The 14,871-nt window shown below is 73.1% G+C and carries 13 protein-coding genes and 2 tRNA genes; 12 read left to right on the top strand and 3 right to left on the bottom strand.

Going from position 1 to position 14,871, the window contains the following annotated elements; genetic code table 11:
• The 6 genes from ACIP8Z_RS21215 to ACIP8Z_RS21190 all read left to right on the top strand — a co-directional run bounded on the left by ACIP8Z_RS21215 (nucleotide 1) and on the right by ACIP8Z_RS21190 (nucleotide 6,374).
• Nucleotides 1–1,029: an acyl-CoA dehydrogenase family protein gene (locus ACIP8Z_RS21215; protein WP_402085570.1), complete on the top strand. Its 1,029-nt coding sequence runs from the start codon at nucleotides 1–3 to the stop codon at nucleotides 1,027–1,029.
• Nucleotides 1,026–1,433 carry a MaoC family dehydratase gene (locus ACIP8Z_RS21210; protein ID WP_402085568.1) on the top strand — a complete coding sequence of 136 codons (408 nt, stop codon included), beginning with the start codon at nucleotides 1,026–1,028 and terminating at the stop codon, nucleotides 1,431–1,433. Before ACIP8Z_RS21215 ends, ACIP8Z_RS21210 begins: the two co-directional genes overlap by 4 nt.
• On the top strand, nucleotides 1,430–2,596 hold the full coding sequence (locus ACIP8Z_RS21205) for a lipid-transfer protein (RefSeq protein ID WP_402085566.1): 1,167 nt from the start codon (nucleotides 1,430–1,432) through the stop codon (nucleotides 2,594–2,596). Before ACIP8Z_RS21210 ends, ACIP8Z_RS21205 begins: the two co-directional genes overlap by 4 nt.
• Nucleotides 2,597–2,882: 286 nt before the next feature.
• A complete protein-coding gene (locus ACIP8Z_RS21200) occupies nucleotides 2,883–3,884 on the top strand; it encodes a DUF1906 domain-containing protein (protein ID WP_402085564.1) in 1,002 nt (333 codons plus the stop codon).
• 125 nt (nucleotides 3,885–4,009) lie between these two features.
• Complete coding sequence (locus ACIP8Z_RS21195; protein WP_073908966.1) at nucleotides 4,010–4,555, top strand: SigE family RNA polymerase sigma factor; 546 nt, start codon at nucleotides 4,010–4,012, stop codon at nucleotides 4,553–4,555.
• Between the two features lie 166 nt (nucleotides 4,556–4,721).
• A complete protein-coding gene (locus ACIP8Z_RS21190) occupies nucleotides 4,722–6,374 on the top strand; it encodes a long-chain fatty acid--CoA ligase (RefSeq protein ID WP_402085562.1) in 1,653 nt (550 codons plus the stop codon).
• 94 nt (nucleotides 6,375–6,468) lie between these two features.
• Here ACIP8Z_RS21190 and ACIP8Z_RS21185 read toward each other — a convergent pair whose 3' ends face one another.
• Together ACIP8Z_RS21185 and ACIP8Z_RS21180 are read right to left on the bottom strand one after the other, a co-directional pair.
• Nucleotides 6,469–10,437 carry a PAS domain-containing protein gene (locus ACIP8Z_RS21185; RefSeq protein WP_402085559.1) on the bottom strand — a complete coding sequence of 1,323 codons (3,969 nt, stop codon included), beginning with the start codon at nucleotides 10,435–10,437 and terminating at the stop codon, nucleotides 6,469–6,471.
• Between the two features lie 147 nt (nucleotides 10,438–10,584).
• Nucleotides 10,585–11,010, bottom strand: a complete 426-nt coding sequence (locus tag ACIP8Z_RS21180) for an SSI family serine proteinase inhibitor (protein WP_402085556.1) — start codon at nucleotides 11,008–11,010, stop codon at nucleotides 10,585–10,587.
• Between the two features lie 347 nt (nucleotides 11,011–11,357).
• Here ACIP8Z_RS21180 and ACIP8Z_RS21175 point away from each other — a divergent pair.
• The 6 genes from ACIP8Z_RS21175 to ACIP8Z_RS21150 all read left to right on the top strand — a co-directional run bounded on the left by ACIP8Z_RS21175 (nucleotide 11,358) and on the right by ACIP8Z_RS21150 (nucleotide 14,477).
• A tRNA-Ser gene (locus tag ACIP8Z_RS21175) sits at nucleotides 11,358–11,448 on the top strand.
• A 232-nt stretch (nucleotides 11,449–11,680) separates the two neighbouring features.
• Nucleotides 11,681–11,753: transfer RNA gene (locus ACIP8Z_RS21170), tRNA-Arg, on the top strand.
• Between the two features lie 469 nt (nucleotides 11,754–12,222).
• On the top strand, nucleotides 12,223–12,648 hold the full coding sequence (locus ACIP8Z_RS21165) for a signal protein (RefSeq protein ID WP_402085554.1): 426 nt from the start codon (nucleotides 12,223–12,225) through the stop codon (nucleotides 12,646–12,648).
• Between the two features lie 95 nt (nucleotides 12,649–12,743).
• The gene (locus ACIP8Z_RS21160; protein ID WP_402085552.1) at nucleotides 12,744–13,043 is read left to right on the top strand and encodes a hypothetical protein; all 300 of its coding nucleotides are present in this window, start codon (nucleotides 12,744–12,746) and stop codon (nucleotides 13,041–13,043) included.
• Between the two features lie 107 nt (nucleotides 13,044–13,150).
• Nucleotides 13,151–13,516, top strand: coding sequence for a PH domain-containing protein (locus tag ACIP8Z_RS21155; protein WP_030318096.1), 366 nt, complete (start codon nucleotides 13,151–13,153; stop codon nucleotides 13,514–13,516).
• Between the two features lie 136 nt (nucleotides 13,517–13,652).
• The gene (locus ACIP8Z_RS21150; RefSeq protein ID WP_402085550.1) at nucleotides 13,653–14,477 is read left to right on the top strand and encodes a BRO family protein; all 825 of its coding nucleotides are present in this window, start codon (nucleotides 13,653–13,655) and stop codon (nucleotides 14,475–14,477) included.
• On the opposite strand, the gene ACIP8Z_RS21145 is transcribed toward ACIP8Z_RS21150, so the two are convergent.
• Entirely contained in the window at nucleotides 14,462–14,857 is a 396-nt protein-coding gene (locus tag ACIP8Z_RS21145; RefSeq protein ID WP_402085547.1) for a hypothetical protein, read from the bottom strand. The two genes, ACIP8Z_RS21150 and ACIP8Z_RS21145, sit on opposite strands and share 16 nt — an antisense overlap.
• Nucleotides 14,858–14,871: the final 14 nt, after the last annotated feature.

The raw sequence follows: 14,871 nt of genomic DNA, 5'->3' as shown, positions 1-14,871 counted from the left end.
ATGGACTTCACCCCCACCGAGGAGCAGGAGGCGGCCCGCGAGCTGGCCGCCCGGATCTTCACCGACCTCGCCACCCACGAGCGGCTCAGGGCGGCCGGCACCGGCAGCGACGCCGAGCTCTGGAAGGCCCTCTGCGCCGCCGGGCTGCCCGGCTCCGTCGAGGAGACCGGCCTGCTCGGCCTGGTCCTGCTCCTGGAGGAGCAGGGACGCGTGACGGCCCAGGTGCCGTTCGCCGCGACCTGTGTGTACGGGATCCTCGCCGTCGCCCGGCACGGCACGGACGAGCAGCGCGCCCGGCTCCTGCCCGGCCTCCGCGACGGTACGACGGTGGTGACGGGGGCCTTCCCGGCGTCCGGCTCGGTCACCTCGCGCGAGGGACGGCTCAGCGGGGCCGTGGACTGGGTGCCGTGGCTCAGGGACGCCACCCATGTCCTCGTCCCCGACGAGGACCGCGCCCTCTGGCTGGTCCGCACCGAGGACGCGGCCCGCGTCGATCCCGTCGAGCTCACCGCCCCCTGGTCCGCGGGCCGGCTCGTCCTCGACGGGGCGGCGGGGGAGCGGCTCGGGGACGCCGGTGCCTACGCGGACGTGCTCGCCGCCGCCCGGGTCGGCTTCGCCGGGCTGCAGGCCGGGGTCTGCGCCGGGTCGCTCGCCAGGGCCGTGGCATACACCTCCGTACGGGAGCAGTTCGGCCGCCCGCTCTCCACCCATCAGGCCGTGCAACTGCGGGCCGCCGACGCCCATATGGACACCGAGGCCATCCGGGTCACCGCCTACGAGGCCGCCTGGCGCCACGACGAGGACCTGGACGCCCGCGGGGCGGCCCTGACCGCCGCCTGGTGGGCCTCCGAGGCGGGGAAACGGGTCGTGCACGCCGGGCAGCATCTGCACGGCGGCCTGGGCGCGGACCTCGACCACCCCGTGCACCGGCACTTCCTGTGGGGCAGGCAGCTCGACGCCCATCTCGGCTGCGGTACCGAACTCCTCGCCGAACTCGGAGACCTGCTCGCTGAAGGAGACCTGTCATGAAGCCCGGCACGGAGACCTTCGTCGAGCCCGGGGACGAGCTGCCGCCGCTGACGATCCCGATCACCCGCACCCTGATCGTCGCCGGTGCCATCGCCTCCCGCGACTACCAGGACGTGCACCACGACGCCGAACTGGCCCGGGAGAAGGGCTCCCCGGACATCTTCATGAACATCCTCACGACCAACGGCCTCGTCGGCCGGTACATCACCGACCACTTCGGCCCCCGCGCCGTCCTCCGCAGGGTCGCCATCCGGCTCGGCGCCCCCAACCGTCCCGGCGACACCATGGTGCTGACCGGCACGGTCACCGAGGTCGACGGGGACACCGCGCACGTCCGGGTCGTCGGTGCGAACGGGCTCGGGCACCACGTCACGGGCACGGTCACCGTGGAGGTGCCGCGATGAGCCTCCGTACCCGGGACGGCCTCGGCGGCCGCGCGGCCGTGGTGGGCATCGGGGCCACCGATTTCTCCAAGGACTCGGGCCGCAGCGAACTGTCGCTCGCCGTCGAGGCGGTGCGCGCGGCCCTCGACGACGCCGGGCTCGCCCCCGCCGACGTCGACGGCATGGTCACCTTCACCATGGACACCAACCCCGAGATCACCGTCGCCCAGGCGGCCGGCATCGGCGAGCTGTCCTTCTTCTCCCGTGTGCACTACGGCGGCGGGGCAGCCTGCGCCACCGTGCAGCAGGCCGCGCTCGCCGTCGCCACCGGGGTCGCGGAGGTCGTCGTCTGCTACCGGGCGTTCAACGAGCGTTCCGGGCGGCGCTTCGGCTCCGGGGTCCAGCAGCGCGAGCCGTCCGCCGAGGGCGTCGCACTCGGCTGGCAGCTGCCCTTCGGGCTGCTCACCCCGGCCTCCTGGGTCGCGATGATCGCCCAGCGGTATCTGCACACCTACGGGTTGACCCCGGACGCCTTCGGCCATGTCGCCGTCACCGACCGGCGCCACGCCGCCCGCAACCCCGCCGCGTACTTCCACGGGAAACCGATCACCCTCGCCGACCACGCCGCCTCGCGCTGGATCGTCGAACCGCTCCGGCTCCTCGACTGCTGCCAGGAGACCGACGGCGGCCAGGCGATCGTCGTCACCTCCGTCGAGCGCGCCCGTGACCTGCGGCGCCCGCCGGCCGTGATCCTGGCGGCGGCGCAGGGCGCCGGCCGGAAGCAGGAGGCGATGACCAGCTTCTACCGGGACGAGCTGACCGGGCTTCCGGAGATGGGTGTGGTCGCCCGGCAGCTGTGGCGGACCTCCGGCCTCGCACCGAGCGAGATCGACGTGGGCATCCTCTACGACCACTTCACGCCGTTCGTGCTCATGCAGTTGGAGGAGTTCGGCTTCTGCGGTCCCGGGGAGGCGGCCGACTTCGTCGCGGCGGACGCCCTCCCGCTGAACACGCACGGGGGACAGCTCGGCGAGGCCTATCTGCACGGCATGAACGGCATAGCGGAGGCGGTACGACAGCTCCGCGGGACCTCGGTGAACCAGATACCCGGGGCGGAGCGGACCTTGGTCACGGCGGGGACGGGGGTTCCCACGTCCGGGTTGATCCTGGGCACGGACGGCTGAGGCGACGGCCTCTGCGGTGGCCGCGCGGGGCGGGCGGTTCTTCACTCGCGCCATGAGCACACACGCACCACGACCGGAGCCCGCTCCCGCGCGCGCGTCCGCCGCCACTCCCCCGCCCACTCCCGGAGGGGCGGCCTCAGCGACCCCGGGGCCGGTCCCGACCCCGCCCCGGACTCCGCCGGCGACCCCGACCCCGGGGCCGGTCCCGACCCCGACTCCGCCGGCGACTCACCCGTCGTCCGCGCCACATCCCGGGGCGCGGGCCAGGGCCCGCACCAGGCGCCGGGTGCGGCTGCGGATCATGGTCGGGGCCTTCGTGACGATGCTGGCCGGGGCGGCCCTGGCGGGCGCCCCCGCACCGGCCGGCACCCCCGACCGCGCCCCGGCGGGTCCCGCCCCCGCCGCCGGTCCCCTCGCCCGCGCCACCGCTCCCGTCGACCCCGCCGCCCCTGTCGTCCCGGCCTCCGCACCCGGCGGAGTCGCCTCCGCCCCCGCCCTCGTGCACTACGTCGGGCAGGCCTTCGACACCTGTGAGGCGCCGTCCCTCACGGTGATGAGGGCCTGGCGCAGTTCGCCGTACGGGGCCGTCGGGATCTACTTCGGCGGACGGGGGCGCGGCTGCCCCACCCAGCGGGAGCTGACCCCCGCCTGGGTCGCCTCCGTCGATGCCATGGGCTGGCGGCTGCTGCCGCTGTTCGTGGGGTCGCAGGCGCCGTGTGTGAACTCCGTCGCCAAGCGGCCGTTCGCCATCGGCAGCAGCCCCGTGAGCCAGGGCACCCGAGAGGGGGGTGAGGCGGTACGGGCCGCGCAGGCTCTGGGGCTGGACGTGAGCAGCCCGCTCTACCTCGACATCGAGGCGTACGACCAGGACGACGCGGGCTGCGCCGCGACCACCCTCTCCTTCGTCCGCGCCTGGAACCGCGAGGTGAGTCGCCTCGGCTACGTGCCCGGGTACTACAGCAGTGCGGACACGGGCGTGCAGGACATCGAGGCCGCGCGGCGGGCGGGTACGCAGGACCTGCCCGCCGTGATGTGGTTCGCGCGCTGGCTGGGGCGGTCCGCGCTGTACACCGAGCCGGTGCTGCAGCCGGAGGCCTGGACACCGCACGCCCGGATCCACCAGTACGCGGGCAATGTCAGCGAGGCGTACGGCGGCCGCCGTCTCGACCTCGACCGGAACGCGATGGACGCGCCCGTCGCGCGGGTCGTCCCCGCGGACACTCGTGGGGGCGGGATCCCCGGCCCGGCCCGGCTTCCCGACGCGGCGCCCCCCGTCCCCCGACCCTGAGGCGGCCCCGGGGGCTCTCCACCCAGAGGAGGTCGGGCCGTCCCCGCCCCTACAACCTGAGGCGGACTGCGGGTCGGGACCTGGGGCCGATCCGCCGGGTACCCCTCTCCTCATAGCGTGGAGTCATGACTCCGCCACCCTCTGGCCCCGTCTGCGCCGGTGCCTCGCAGTACGCGTCGTACTCGACCTTCTCGTCGTACGTACGGGCGCGTGGGCCCGTGCTCCTGCGCACCGCGCGCTCCCTGACCGCCAACCCCTGCGACGCCGAGGACCTGCTGCAGACCGCGCTGGCCAAGACGTTCGTCGCCTGGGAGCGCATCGAGGACCACCGCGCCCTGGACGGCTACGTCCGCCGCGCGCTGCTGAACACCCGTACGTCGCAGTGGCGCAAGCGCAAGGTCGACGAGTTCGCCTGCGACGAGCTGCCGGAGCCCTCCGGCGTCCCGGAGCCGGACCCGGCCGAGCGGCAGGTGCTGCACGACGCGATGTGGCGCGCGGTGCTGAAGCTGCCCGAGCGGCAGCGCCAGATGGTGGTTCTCAGGTACTACGAGGACCTCAGCGAGGCCCAGACCGCCGAGGTCCTGGGAGTGTCCGTCGGCACCGTGAAGAGCGCGGTGTCGAGGGCGCTCGGCAAGCTCCGCGAGGACCCGGAACTGACCCCCGTCCGGTAGGAAGCACGCAGGAAGCAAGAGAAAAGCGCCCAAATCGGCACAGTGCACCACTCGTGCCAGTGACCACTGGCATTTTCCGTACTCTCGGGTAGTGACATACCGCGCGGTACGTGCGCAGAATCGCCCCACCCTTTCTGCCACGTAGCGCCCACCGGGAGGACGCCCCGTGTACAGCACCATGCAGGACGTACAGCTGACCGTGAGCCGCATTCTCAAGCACGGAATGACGATTCACGGAAAGTCGATCATCACCACCTGGACGGGCGAGCCCGAGCCGCAGCGCCGCACGTTCGCGGAGGCCGGAGCACGCGCGCACCAGCTGGCCAACGCCCTGCGCGACGAACTCGGGGTCACCGGCGATCAGCGGGTCGCGACCCTCATGTGGAACAACTCGGAGCACGTCGAGGCGTACTTCGCCATTCCCTCCATGGGCGCGGTCCTGCACACCCTCAACCTCCGTCTTCCCCCCGAGCAGCTGGTGTGGATCGTCAACCACGCCGCCGACCGGGTCGTCCTCGTGAACGGCTCCCTGCTCCCCCTCCTCGCCCCGCTGCTGCCGCACCTGCCGACGATCGAGCACATCGTGGTCGCGGGCCCCGGGGACCGTTCCGTCCTGGACGGCGCGGCCCCCCGCGTGCACGACTACGAGGAGCTGATCGCGGGCCGTCCGACCACGTACGACTGGCCCGAGCTGGACGAGCGTTCGGCCGCCGCCATGTGCTACACCTCCGGCACCACCGGCGACCCCAAGGGCGTCGTCTACTCGCACCGTTCGATCTACCTGCACTCGATGCAGGTGAACATGGCCGAGTCGATGGGCCTCACCGACAAGGACACGACCCTGGTCGTCGTCCCGCAGTTCCACGTCAACGCCTGGGGCCTGCCGCACGCCACCTTCATGACCGGCATCAACATGCTCATGCCGGACCGGTTCCTCCAGCCGGCCCCGCTCGCCGACATGATCGAGCGCGAGAAGCCGACCCACGCGGCCGCCGTCCCCACCATCTGGCAGGGCCTGCTCGCCGAGGTCACCGCCAACCCCCGTGACCTGTCCTCGATGTCCCAGGTCACCATCGGCGGCGCGGCCTGCCCGCCCGCGCTCATGGAGGCGTACGACCGGCTCGGCGTCCGTCTCTGTCACGCCTGGGGCATGACCGAGACCTCACCGCTGGGCACGATGGCCCACCCGCCGCACGGTCTCACCGCCGAGGAGGAGTGGCCGTACCGCGTCACGCAGGGCCGCTTCCCGGCCGGCGTCGAGGCCCGTCTGGTCGGCCCGGCCGGCGAACACCTGCCGTGGGACGGCGAGTCCGCCGGCGAGCTGGAGGTGCGCGGCACCTGGATCGCGGGCTCGTACTTCGGCGGCATCGACGCCGAGGGCATCCGACCGGCCGACAAGTTCAGCGAGGACGGCTGGCTCAAGACCGGTGACGTCGGCGTGATCAGCCCCGACGGCTTCCTCACCCTCACCGACCGCGCCAAGGACGTCATCAAGTCCGGCGGCGAGTGGATCTCCAGCGTCGAGCTGGAGAACGCGATCATGGCGCACCCGGAGGTCGCCGAGGCCGCCGTCGTCGCCGTGCCGGACGAGAAGTGGGGCGAGCGCCCGCTGGCGACCGTCGTCCTCAAGGACGGTGCCACGGCGGACTACGAGGCGCTGAAGGCCTTCCTCGCCGACGAGGGCGGCATCGCCAAGTGGCAGCTCCCGGAGCGCTGGGCGATCGTGCCGGCGGTGCCGAAGACGAGCGTCGGCAAGTTCGACAAGAAGGTCATCCGCAGGCAGTACGCGGAGGGCGAGCTGGACGTGACGGAGCTGTAGCCACGGATTCACGGGTGCACGGATTCACAGGTGTGGGGAGGGCTTCGACGAAGCCCTCCCCACACCTCTTTCGCGTATCCGTGTCCGTGACCGGCTAGTTGGTGCCGATCTTCGCGAGCAGGTCGACGATCCGGGCCTGGACCTCGGCGCTGTTCGCGCGCTCGGCGAGGAAGAGGACCGTCTCGCCGGAGGACAGCGTCGGCAGCTCCTCCTCGGCGAGGCCGGCCGAGGTGTAGACGACGAGCGGGGTGCGGTTGAGCTGCCCGTTCGCCCGCAGCCAGTCGATGATCCCGGCCCGGCGGCGGCGCACCTGCATCAGGTCCATCACCACCAGGTTCGGCCGCGTCTGGGTGGCGAGCGTGACCGCCTCGGTGTCCGTGGCCGCCCGCGCGACCTGCATCCCGCGCCGCTCCAAGGTGGCCGCGAGCGCCTCCGCGATGTCCTCGTTCTCCTCGATCAGGAGGACGCGGGACGGGTGCTGCTCGCTGTCGCGCGGGGCGAGCGCCTTGAGGAGCACGGCAGGATCCGCGCCGTACGCGGCTTCCCGGGTCGCCTGCCCGAGCCCGGCCGCGAGGAGTACGGGCACCTCGGCGGCGACGGCCGCCTGGCGCAGCGACTGGAGCGCCGTACGGGTGATGGGGCCGGTCAGCGGGTCGACGAAGAGCGCGGCCGGGAAGGCGGCGATCTGGGCGTCGACCTCCTCGCGGGAGTGCACGATCACCGGCCGGTAGCCCCGGTCGCTCAACGCCTGCTGGGTGGAGACGTCGGGGGCGGGCCAGACGAGCAGCCGGCGCGGGTTGTCGAGGGGCTCCGGGGGGAGTTCGTCGTCGACGGGGCGCGGCGCGGGCCGGTTGGCGACCTCGACGGCGCCACCGGGGCCGTCGAGGGGCTCAGGACCCTCGTCGGAGCCTTCGGCGGGCGCTCCTATGGCGTACGCGCGGCCCTCGGGCGCGCGGGACGGCGTCTGCGACGCGGTGTCCGCCTGCGGGTGCGGCCTGGCATCGCCGTGGACCGGTACGGGGAGCGCGGCCGGCACCGGCGGGTCGGCCTCCGGCGGGGTGGCGAGCCTGCGCCGCCGTCCGGAGCCGTTGGAGCCGCCTGAACCGGCGCCGTTGGAGGGCGCACCGGGGGCCGCGGGGGCCGCCGGGACGGCAGGCACGGCGGGGGGCGCCGGGGTCGCGGTGGCGGGCGGGGGGACGAAGGGGACGCCCTGCCCGAGGGTGCGCACGCTGAACGCCCGTCCCTGGGTCGAGTCCTTCGGCATGGGCAGCTCGGGCGGCAGCGGTACGGAACCGGTGCCGTTGCCGGAGCCGGACGATGCGGTGCCGGACACCCCGGTGCCGGTCGCCCCGGTCCCGGATCCGGAACTGGTGCCGTTCCGGGGCTCGGCCTGCGGAAGCGACGGCAGCACCTCGGCCTCGGGCGGCGGGGGCGTGACGGCCCGGCGACGCCCGGTCGGCTCGGCCGGCGGCTGGGCGTGCGGATGGGGCTGCGGAGGCGCGTGATCGGCGCCAGGGACACCCCGAACGGCCTCGTGCTGTCCCTCGTCGGAGACCGGCAGCGGCCCGGCGACGGGAGCGGGGGCACCCGGTACCGCGAACGGCGCCGGACCCGGCTCGGAGGGACGGTCGGCATCGGCGGGCGGGAGCGCGAACGGCGTCCGGGGCCCGGCCTCGGCCGCTGCCGCCCGCTCCTGCGCGGCGGCGAGCGCACGCCGCCGGCGCCCGCTCGGCTGCGGCTCGGGCGCGACCTCGGCGGAGGCCACGGCCGGCAGGGCGCGAGCGAGCGCGGGAGCCGACGGAGCCCCCGAGGGCTCGACGGCGACACCCTGCGGCGGCACGGCGGCGCCGAGCGCGGCCCGTCCCTGCGCGCCCTCGGCGGCGGTCACGACGGACCCCTCGGCGGGCCGGCCGCGCCGGCGCCCGGTCGGCTCGACGACGGGGGCGCCAGGAGCCGAACCGGTGGCGGGAACGGCCTGTTCCACGCCCGAGTTCTGCTGGGCCGGGATCAGTTCGGCGGGTCCGGCGGCGTCTCCCGTACGGGCGCGGCGACGCCCACTGGGCTCGGCACCGCCCTCAGGGGCGACCGAGCTTTCCAGGAAGGCGTCCGTGGAGCCGCGCCTGGCGCGTCGCCGTCCCCCGCCGGAGGTCTCCGAGGAGCCGGCGGAGAGCGCGAGAGGAGCGGAGGGACCAGAGGAACCAGGAGCACCGGAGTGATCGGAGGAACCGGAGGTGCTCGACGGAGCCGAGACGGGTGCGGACGCCTGCGAGGGCAGCGCGAGCGCCTCCCGGCCACCGCCGATCTGCCCGCCGACCGGCGCACCGCCGATCTGCCCGCCGCCCTGCCCGCCGACCGTCCCACCGGCCGGCCCGAGTCCGGGCACGTCGCCAGGTCCGAGTCCGGGCACGTCGCCAGGTCCGCCCGGTCCGCCGGCCGCCCCCGCATGGCGGGACGCCGTCTCCGTCGCGGGGACCGTGCCCCGTCCCGTACCGAGCGGGACTTCGAGGACGTACGCGCCGCCGCTCGTCCCCGGCACCTCGTGGGTCTGCACGACACCGCCGTGCGCCGCCACGATGCCGCGTACGACCGGCCCGTGGACGGGGTCGCCGCCCGCGTACGGGCCGCGGACCTCGATCCGTACGACGTCACCGCGCTGTGCGGCCGCGACGACGATCGTGGAGTCGGCCGGCCCGGAGCCCTGGGCGGTGGCGCGGTTCTTGCCGGTCGCGTCGACGCCGGCGACGTCCGCGACGAGGTGCGCGAGCGCGGTCGCGAGCCGGGCCGCGTCGACCTCGGCCTCGATGGGCGGCGCGTGCACGGCGAACTGGGCGCGACCGGGGCCGATCAGGTCGACCGCCCCGTCGATGCCCGCCGTCACGACCCCGTCGAGGAGCGCGACGCGCTTGTCCAGCGCCTCCGCGCCGGCGTCCAGGCGCTGGTAGCCCAGGACGTTGTCGACGAGCGCCGTCATGCGGGCGTACCCGGCGGCGAGGTGGTGCAGGACCTGGTTGGCCTCGGGCCAGAGCTGTCCGGCGTCGTCGGCGGCGAGGGCGCCCAGCTGGGTGCGCAGCTCCTGGAGGGGGCCGCGCAGGGACTCGGCGAGGACGGCCGTGAGCTGCTCGTGCCGGGCGGCGAGGGAGGCGTACCGCTCCTGCTGCGCCTCCCGGTCGGCGGCGTTCCGCTCGGCGCGGTCGGCGAGTTCGGCGGCGTTCCGCTCGGTGAGTTCCTTGATCTCGGCGGCGTGTTCCTCGACCAGCTGCTCGTACGGCCTGCGGTCGGTGAAGGTCATGACGGCGCCGACGAGCTGGTCGCCGTCGCGGACCGGGGCGGTCGTCAGGTCGACCGGCACGCGGTCGCCCTTCTTCGCCCAGAGGACCTGTCCGCGGACGCGGTGCTTGCGGCCGGACTTGAGGGTGTCCGCGAGCGGCGATTCCTCGTACGGGAAGGGCTCGCCGTCGGGGCGCTTGGCGAGGATCAGCGGGTGCAGCTCCTGGCCGCCGAGTTCGCCGGCGCGGTAGCCGAGGATCTGGGCGGCGGCCGGGTTGACGAGGACGACGCGGCCGTCGGTGTCCGTGCCGACGACTCCCTCGGCCGCGGCGCGCAGGATCATCTCGGTCTGCCGCTGCGATCGGGCGAGTTCGGCCTCGGTGTCCAGGGTGCCGGTGAGGTCCCGGACGACCAGCATGAGCAGCTCGTCGCCGGTGTAGCCGCCGTACGAGTCGTAGGCCTCGCGGCCGTCCTCCAGGCTGGCGCTGGTCACCTCGACGGCGAACTCGCTGCCGTCGGTGCGGCGGGCGATCATCCGGGTCGGCTTGGTGCGGCCGCGCTCGTCGGTGCCCTCGGGGCGGCGCATGGAGCCGGGGATGAGGCGGGAGTCGAAGCCGGGCAGGAGATCGAGCAGGCCGCGCCCGACGAGTGCGGTGCCCGGGGTCTCGAACATGCCGAGGGCGATGGTGTTGGCGTTGACGACCGTGCCGTTGCAGTTGACGAGCACGAGGCCGTCGGGAAGGGCGTCGAGTATGGCTGCGAGGCGAGCAGCGCCCCGGGATGGCCTGCTGCTCACGACGACGTTCCTCCCTGACGCACTGCAACGTGCATGCCCTATCGGCCGGCCGGCCCCATCTTGCCCCTCGGGCCGCACCCTGTCACGGAAGGGAGTCTAAGGGAGCCTCCGGGGGGTGACCCCGGTCTCATCCCGTCCCATCCCGTCTCATCCCCGGACAAGAGGAAGGACCGGCTCCAGATTCTCCCAGCGGTTGATCTCACAGCCGTTGGCGCGGGAGAAACGGGCGTCGACCGTGCGGCCCTGCCAGGTGCCGGTGATGTGGGCGAGGGCGGGGCCGCCGTACACCTGCGCGCAGAACTGGTCCGCGGGCACGGGCTCGAAGGGGTTCGCGCCCTCCTTGGCGAGCTGCCCGAGGCGCTCGCAGGCGTTCTCGCGCGCCGGGTGGTTTCCACCGGCCCGGTCGTCGCACCTCAGCTCGAAGGTGCCGTCGGCGTCCGGGTGGCCGCTCTCGGACACGGTCACGGTCAGCCCTTCGGGCGGCGAGAGCAGGGGCAGCGGCGGGAGCGGACCGAGGCCGGCGGTGCCGGCGGCGGCGGTGGCGAGGGAGGCGAGGACGAGGCGGCGCAGCATGCGGATCTCCAGGAGTGGGGGAGCGGAGCGGCGGTGTACGACGGAGGCGGGCGCACGACGTGCCCCCGCCCCTCTAACGCTCCGGGCGCCGGGGCGTTGCGCAAGCGGGGTGCGCCGGGTGGGCGGCGGGGCGGCGGGGAGACGACCGCCGGGTGAGTCGGGAGGCTTCGGCGGCTTCTGTGGATCAGCCGGCTCCGGAGGCTTCGGCGGCTTCGGAGGGCGCCACGTCGGGGTCGCTGGGCTTTGCCCTCGACCCCGGAGGGCTAGTACGGTGAGAATCGATTGGTGACAGCCGGTTCGCCTGTGTCATCATCTGCACGCACCACTCGCGTATGCGCGAGGTGCATGGAGGCGTCGCCTAGTCCGGTCTATGGCGCCGCACTGCTAATGCGGTTTGGGTCTTAAAGCCCATCGAGGGTTCAAATCCCTCCGCCTCCGCCCCTACCGAAGCCCCGGCCCCCCAGGCCGGGGCTTCGGCCGTTTCCGGCCCGCCCGCGCCCCGCCCCGACCACTCCGCCACCTGGCCGCGCTCACGGCCCATGCGGCGTTTTCGCAGGTCACAAGGGGTGAGGCCAATGGATTTCACATGGCGGCGGCAGTCATGTAATGTTCTGTCTGTCGCCGCGAGCGGGTCGAAAGACCGGGGAGCGGAGGCAAGACAAAAGAACAAGCACTCGTAGCTTAACGGATAGAGCATCTGACTACGGATCAGAAGGTTGCAGGTTCGAATCCTGCCGAGTGCACACAGGTGAGAGGCCCGGACGAGAGTCCGGGCCTCTTGCGTTTTCGGGGCGTACAGCAGCGGCGTACAGCAACGGGCCCAGAAGCGGTCCGGTCCTCCCCCGCGGGTAGCGTGTCCGCTCATGTCGCGTCGGGGTGGGGGCAAGGCGACGCGTCCGATCGGGGAGGGGCCGCATGAGGTTCAACGTTGGGGTGGCGGGCCTGACCGCTGTGGTGATGGCGGGCTTGGCGGGGTGCGGGGCCCAGGCAGCCACGGGCTCTGAGGGCATGGAACGAGTGGCGCCGGCTCGCACCGCTCCAGCGAGCACCGCGCCGACGAGCGCCGTTCCGCCGAGTACGGGTCCGGCGAGCACCGTTCCGCCGAGCGTCGCTCCGGCGAGGGAGGCCGTGCGTCTCCCTTCCGCGGAGCTGCAAGGCCGATGGTGGTCATGGGCGGCCTCGGAGCCCGAAGCGACCAATCCGGTCGCCGACGTGGACGGACGCGCGTGCGGACGCAACCAGCCGCGCGACGTGTGGTTCCTGGCCGGAACCTTCGGCGGCCAGGTCGAGCGCGCGTGCGAGGTTCCCGGCGGGCGTCCGATCGCCGTGCCCGTCGTCAACACCTTCGGAGACCGTTGGCACTGTTCGGCCTTCATGCGCGGCGCGCGGGGGACCGTGCTCCTCGACGACGAGGTGGTCGAGCCGGAGACCTACGAACACGACCCGATCACGGTGCGAGGCGCGCGAGACAACCCGCTCACCGGGGAGGAAGGGAGCTTCGCGGCGACGGGGTGCGGCCTGTGGGTGCAGTTGCCGCCCCTCGCCCCCGGGAAGCACTCCCTGAAGATCCGCGGACGGTCAGGCGACTTCTCGACCGGCGTGGACTACACGCTGACCGTCGCCGCCCCGTCGGCCTAGCCGGGATCCGGCTGCCTCTGGCGTCAACGGTGCTGTTTCCCCAGGGTTGTTCGGGATTTTGCCCGGAGGTTCCGGGCGGGTTCTACAGTGCGGTGATGGACATACCCGACTGGCTCGTATGGGTCTTTCTGGGCCTGGCCGTCTTCCAGGCCCTCGCTCTTGTCCCGGTCGTCCGCCGGTTGCGCGGACCCGACTCCGCGGTGCGCTCCACGGCACGCCTCGACCTGCTGGACACCATCGGCAATCTGCTGATCTTCGGTGGCTTGATCCTGAGTCTCGTGATGTCGGAGTCCTGGCTCTGGGTCGGCCTCGCTGGCTTCGCGCTCGTGTTCGCCGTCTACGCGGTCAAGGGCGTCCGTCTGCTCCGCGCCCGCCGGCACCGCCCCGCGGCCTGATCGACGCCCGAGGGTCCCGGACGGGTGTCCGGGGCCTTCGGCGTTGGGGGGTTCGAGGGTTAGGGTCGGATGATCGTTCTTTTCTCTTCGAATGTGGGGGTTGGGGCATGGCGCTCTTCGGGAACGCGCACGCGATCGATCCGGCGCAGGCGCAGCAGGACTACGCGCGGCTGCTCGGACAGGGGGAGCAGGTGCACGCCGCGTACCTGCTGATCCGCGACACCATCTTCTTCACCGACCGGCGGCTCGTGCTGGTCGACAAGCAGGGCATCACCGGCAAGAAGGTCGAGTACCACTCGATCCCGTACAAGAGCATCACGCACTTCGCGGTCGAGACCGCCGGCACCTTCGATCTGGACGCCGAGCTGAAGATCTGGATCTCGGGCAGCCAGCTGCCGGTCCAGAAGACCTTCACCAAGGGCGTCGACATCTACGAGGTGCAGGCGATCCTCACGCAGTTCGTCGCCCGCTAGGGCCGCCCTTGGGGGTGTGGGGGAGGGATTTCCGGGGATTTACCCGGGATTCTCTCCCCTTTTGGGTGAACCTGTCTTATTTGCATGTCAGTTGAATATGCCTTCGTCCTAGCTTGCGAGGCGGAGGTGATGATCGATGGACGCGATCGACATCGATGACTTGGTGTACGCCGCCACGGGTGCGCCCCTGCGGAGGCTGACCACGTACGACGGGACCCACTGGTTCCCCGTCGTGGACGTGGCGAAGCGGCTGGGGTACGCGGGGACCCGGGAGGCGCTGCGGACGGTGACGCTGCCCGGGGCCTGCCTGGCGTCCGCGCGGGAACTCGCCGGGGGTGAGGATTTCTCCGGCCGGTGCGGGATCAGGGCGTCGACGCGGATGGTGAGCCTGCAGGGGCTCGTCCAGCTCGTCGGGGCCTGCCGGAGGCCGGAGGCCGGGCCGTTCCGGGCGTGGACGGCCGAGGTCATGGCGGCGGTCCAGCGGTACGGCGGGTACGGGCTCGAACCCTCTCCCGCGCACAGCGGGTTCGTGCTGCCGCCGGAGCTCGTCGACGTGCTCGTACGGCTCGACGGGCAGTTCGACGAGCGGGCCGTCGCGTACGCCGAGCACACCGAGTACGCGGAACTGCTCCGCGAGACCCGGCGGAGCCTCTCAAGGGTCGCCGACTCCCTTGAACGGCTCTCCGTGCCCCGCCAGCGCGCCGGCGCCGTCGTCGCGCTCACCCCGCAGCAGCTCGTCGAGTCCTGGGCCCTCACCGGGGACGTGCGCACGGTCGCCGACTGCCTCGCCCCCGCCCTGGTCCGCGGCGGCGTCCGCTACCGGGTCCAGGACGTCACCAGGCGCACCGGTCTCTCCGGCGAGCGCGTCCGGGACTGTGTGCGGCTCCTCATCGAGCGCGGGTGCATGCGGGAGGTCGGCGGGCCCGACGCCGACGGGGCGCGGATCTACGTCCTGCCCTGAGCCGGCACCACGACGATCTGGTGCGCGTCCGCGTACACGACCCGGCCCGGGTCCGCCGACTCCAGGCGGACGCAGGGCACCCCGTGGTCACGCAGGATGCGCAGGTACGGCGCGACCCGGGCCAGAGCCTCGGTCGCCGTCGGGCGGAACCAGGCGGCCGCGCCCGGGTTCAGCTCCGGGTCGTAGACCGTCGGGTCGACCGTGGTCGGGTCGGGGAAGTGGGCGTCGTACCAGTCGTTCGAGGAGCGCCAGATCGCCCATTCCCCGGGGGACAGCCTGCCCTCCCGGGCCAGCAGGTTGGTCAGGCCGAAGACTCCGGGGTGGTTGCCGCGGGGGCCCGGGAGCGGGGACTGGAAGCGGATGTGGCGGAGACTGGACATCCGGGGAGCATAGG

It is taken from the genome of Streptomyces sp. NPDC088553, from assembly GCF_044752965.1.
Taxonomy (GTDB): Bacteria; Actinomycetota; Actinomycetes; order Streptomycetales; family Streptomycetaceae; genus Streptomyces.
Note: the sequence above shows the minus strand (reverse complement) of the source record. Positions and strands in the feature narration are given on the sequence as shown.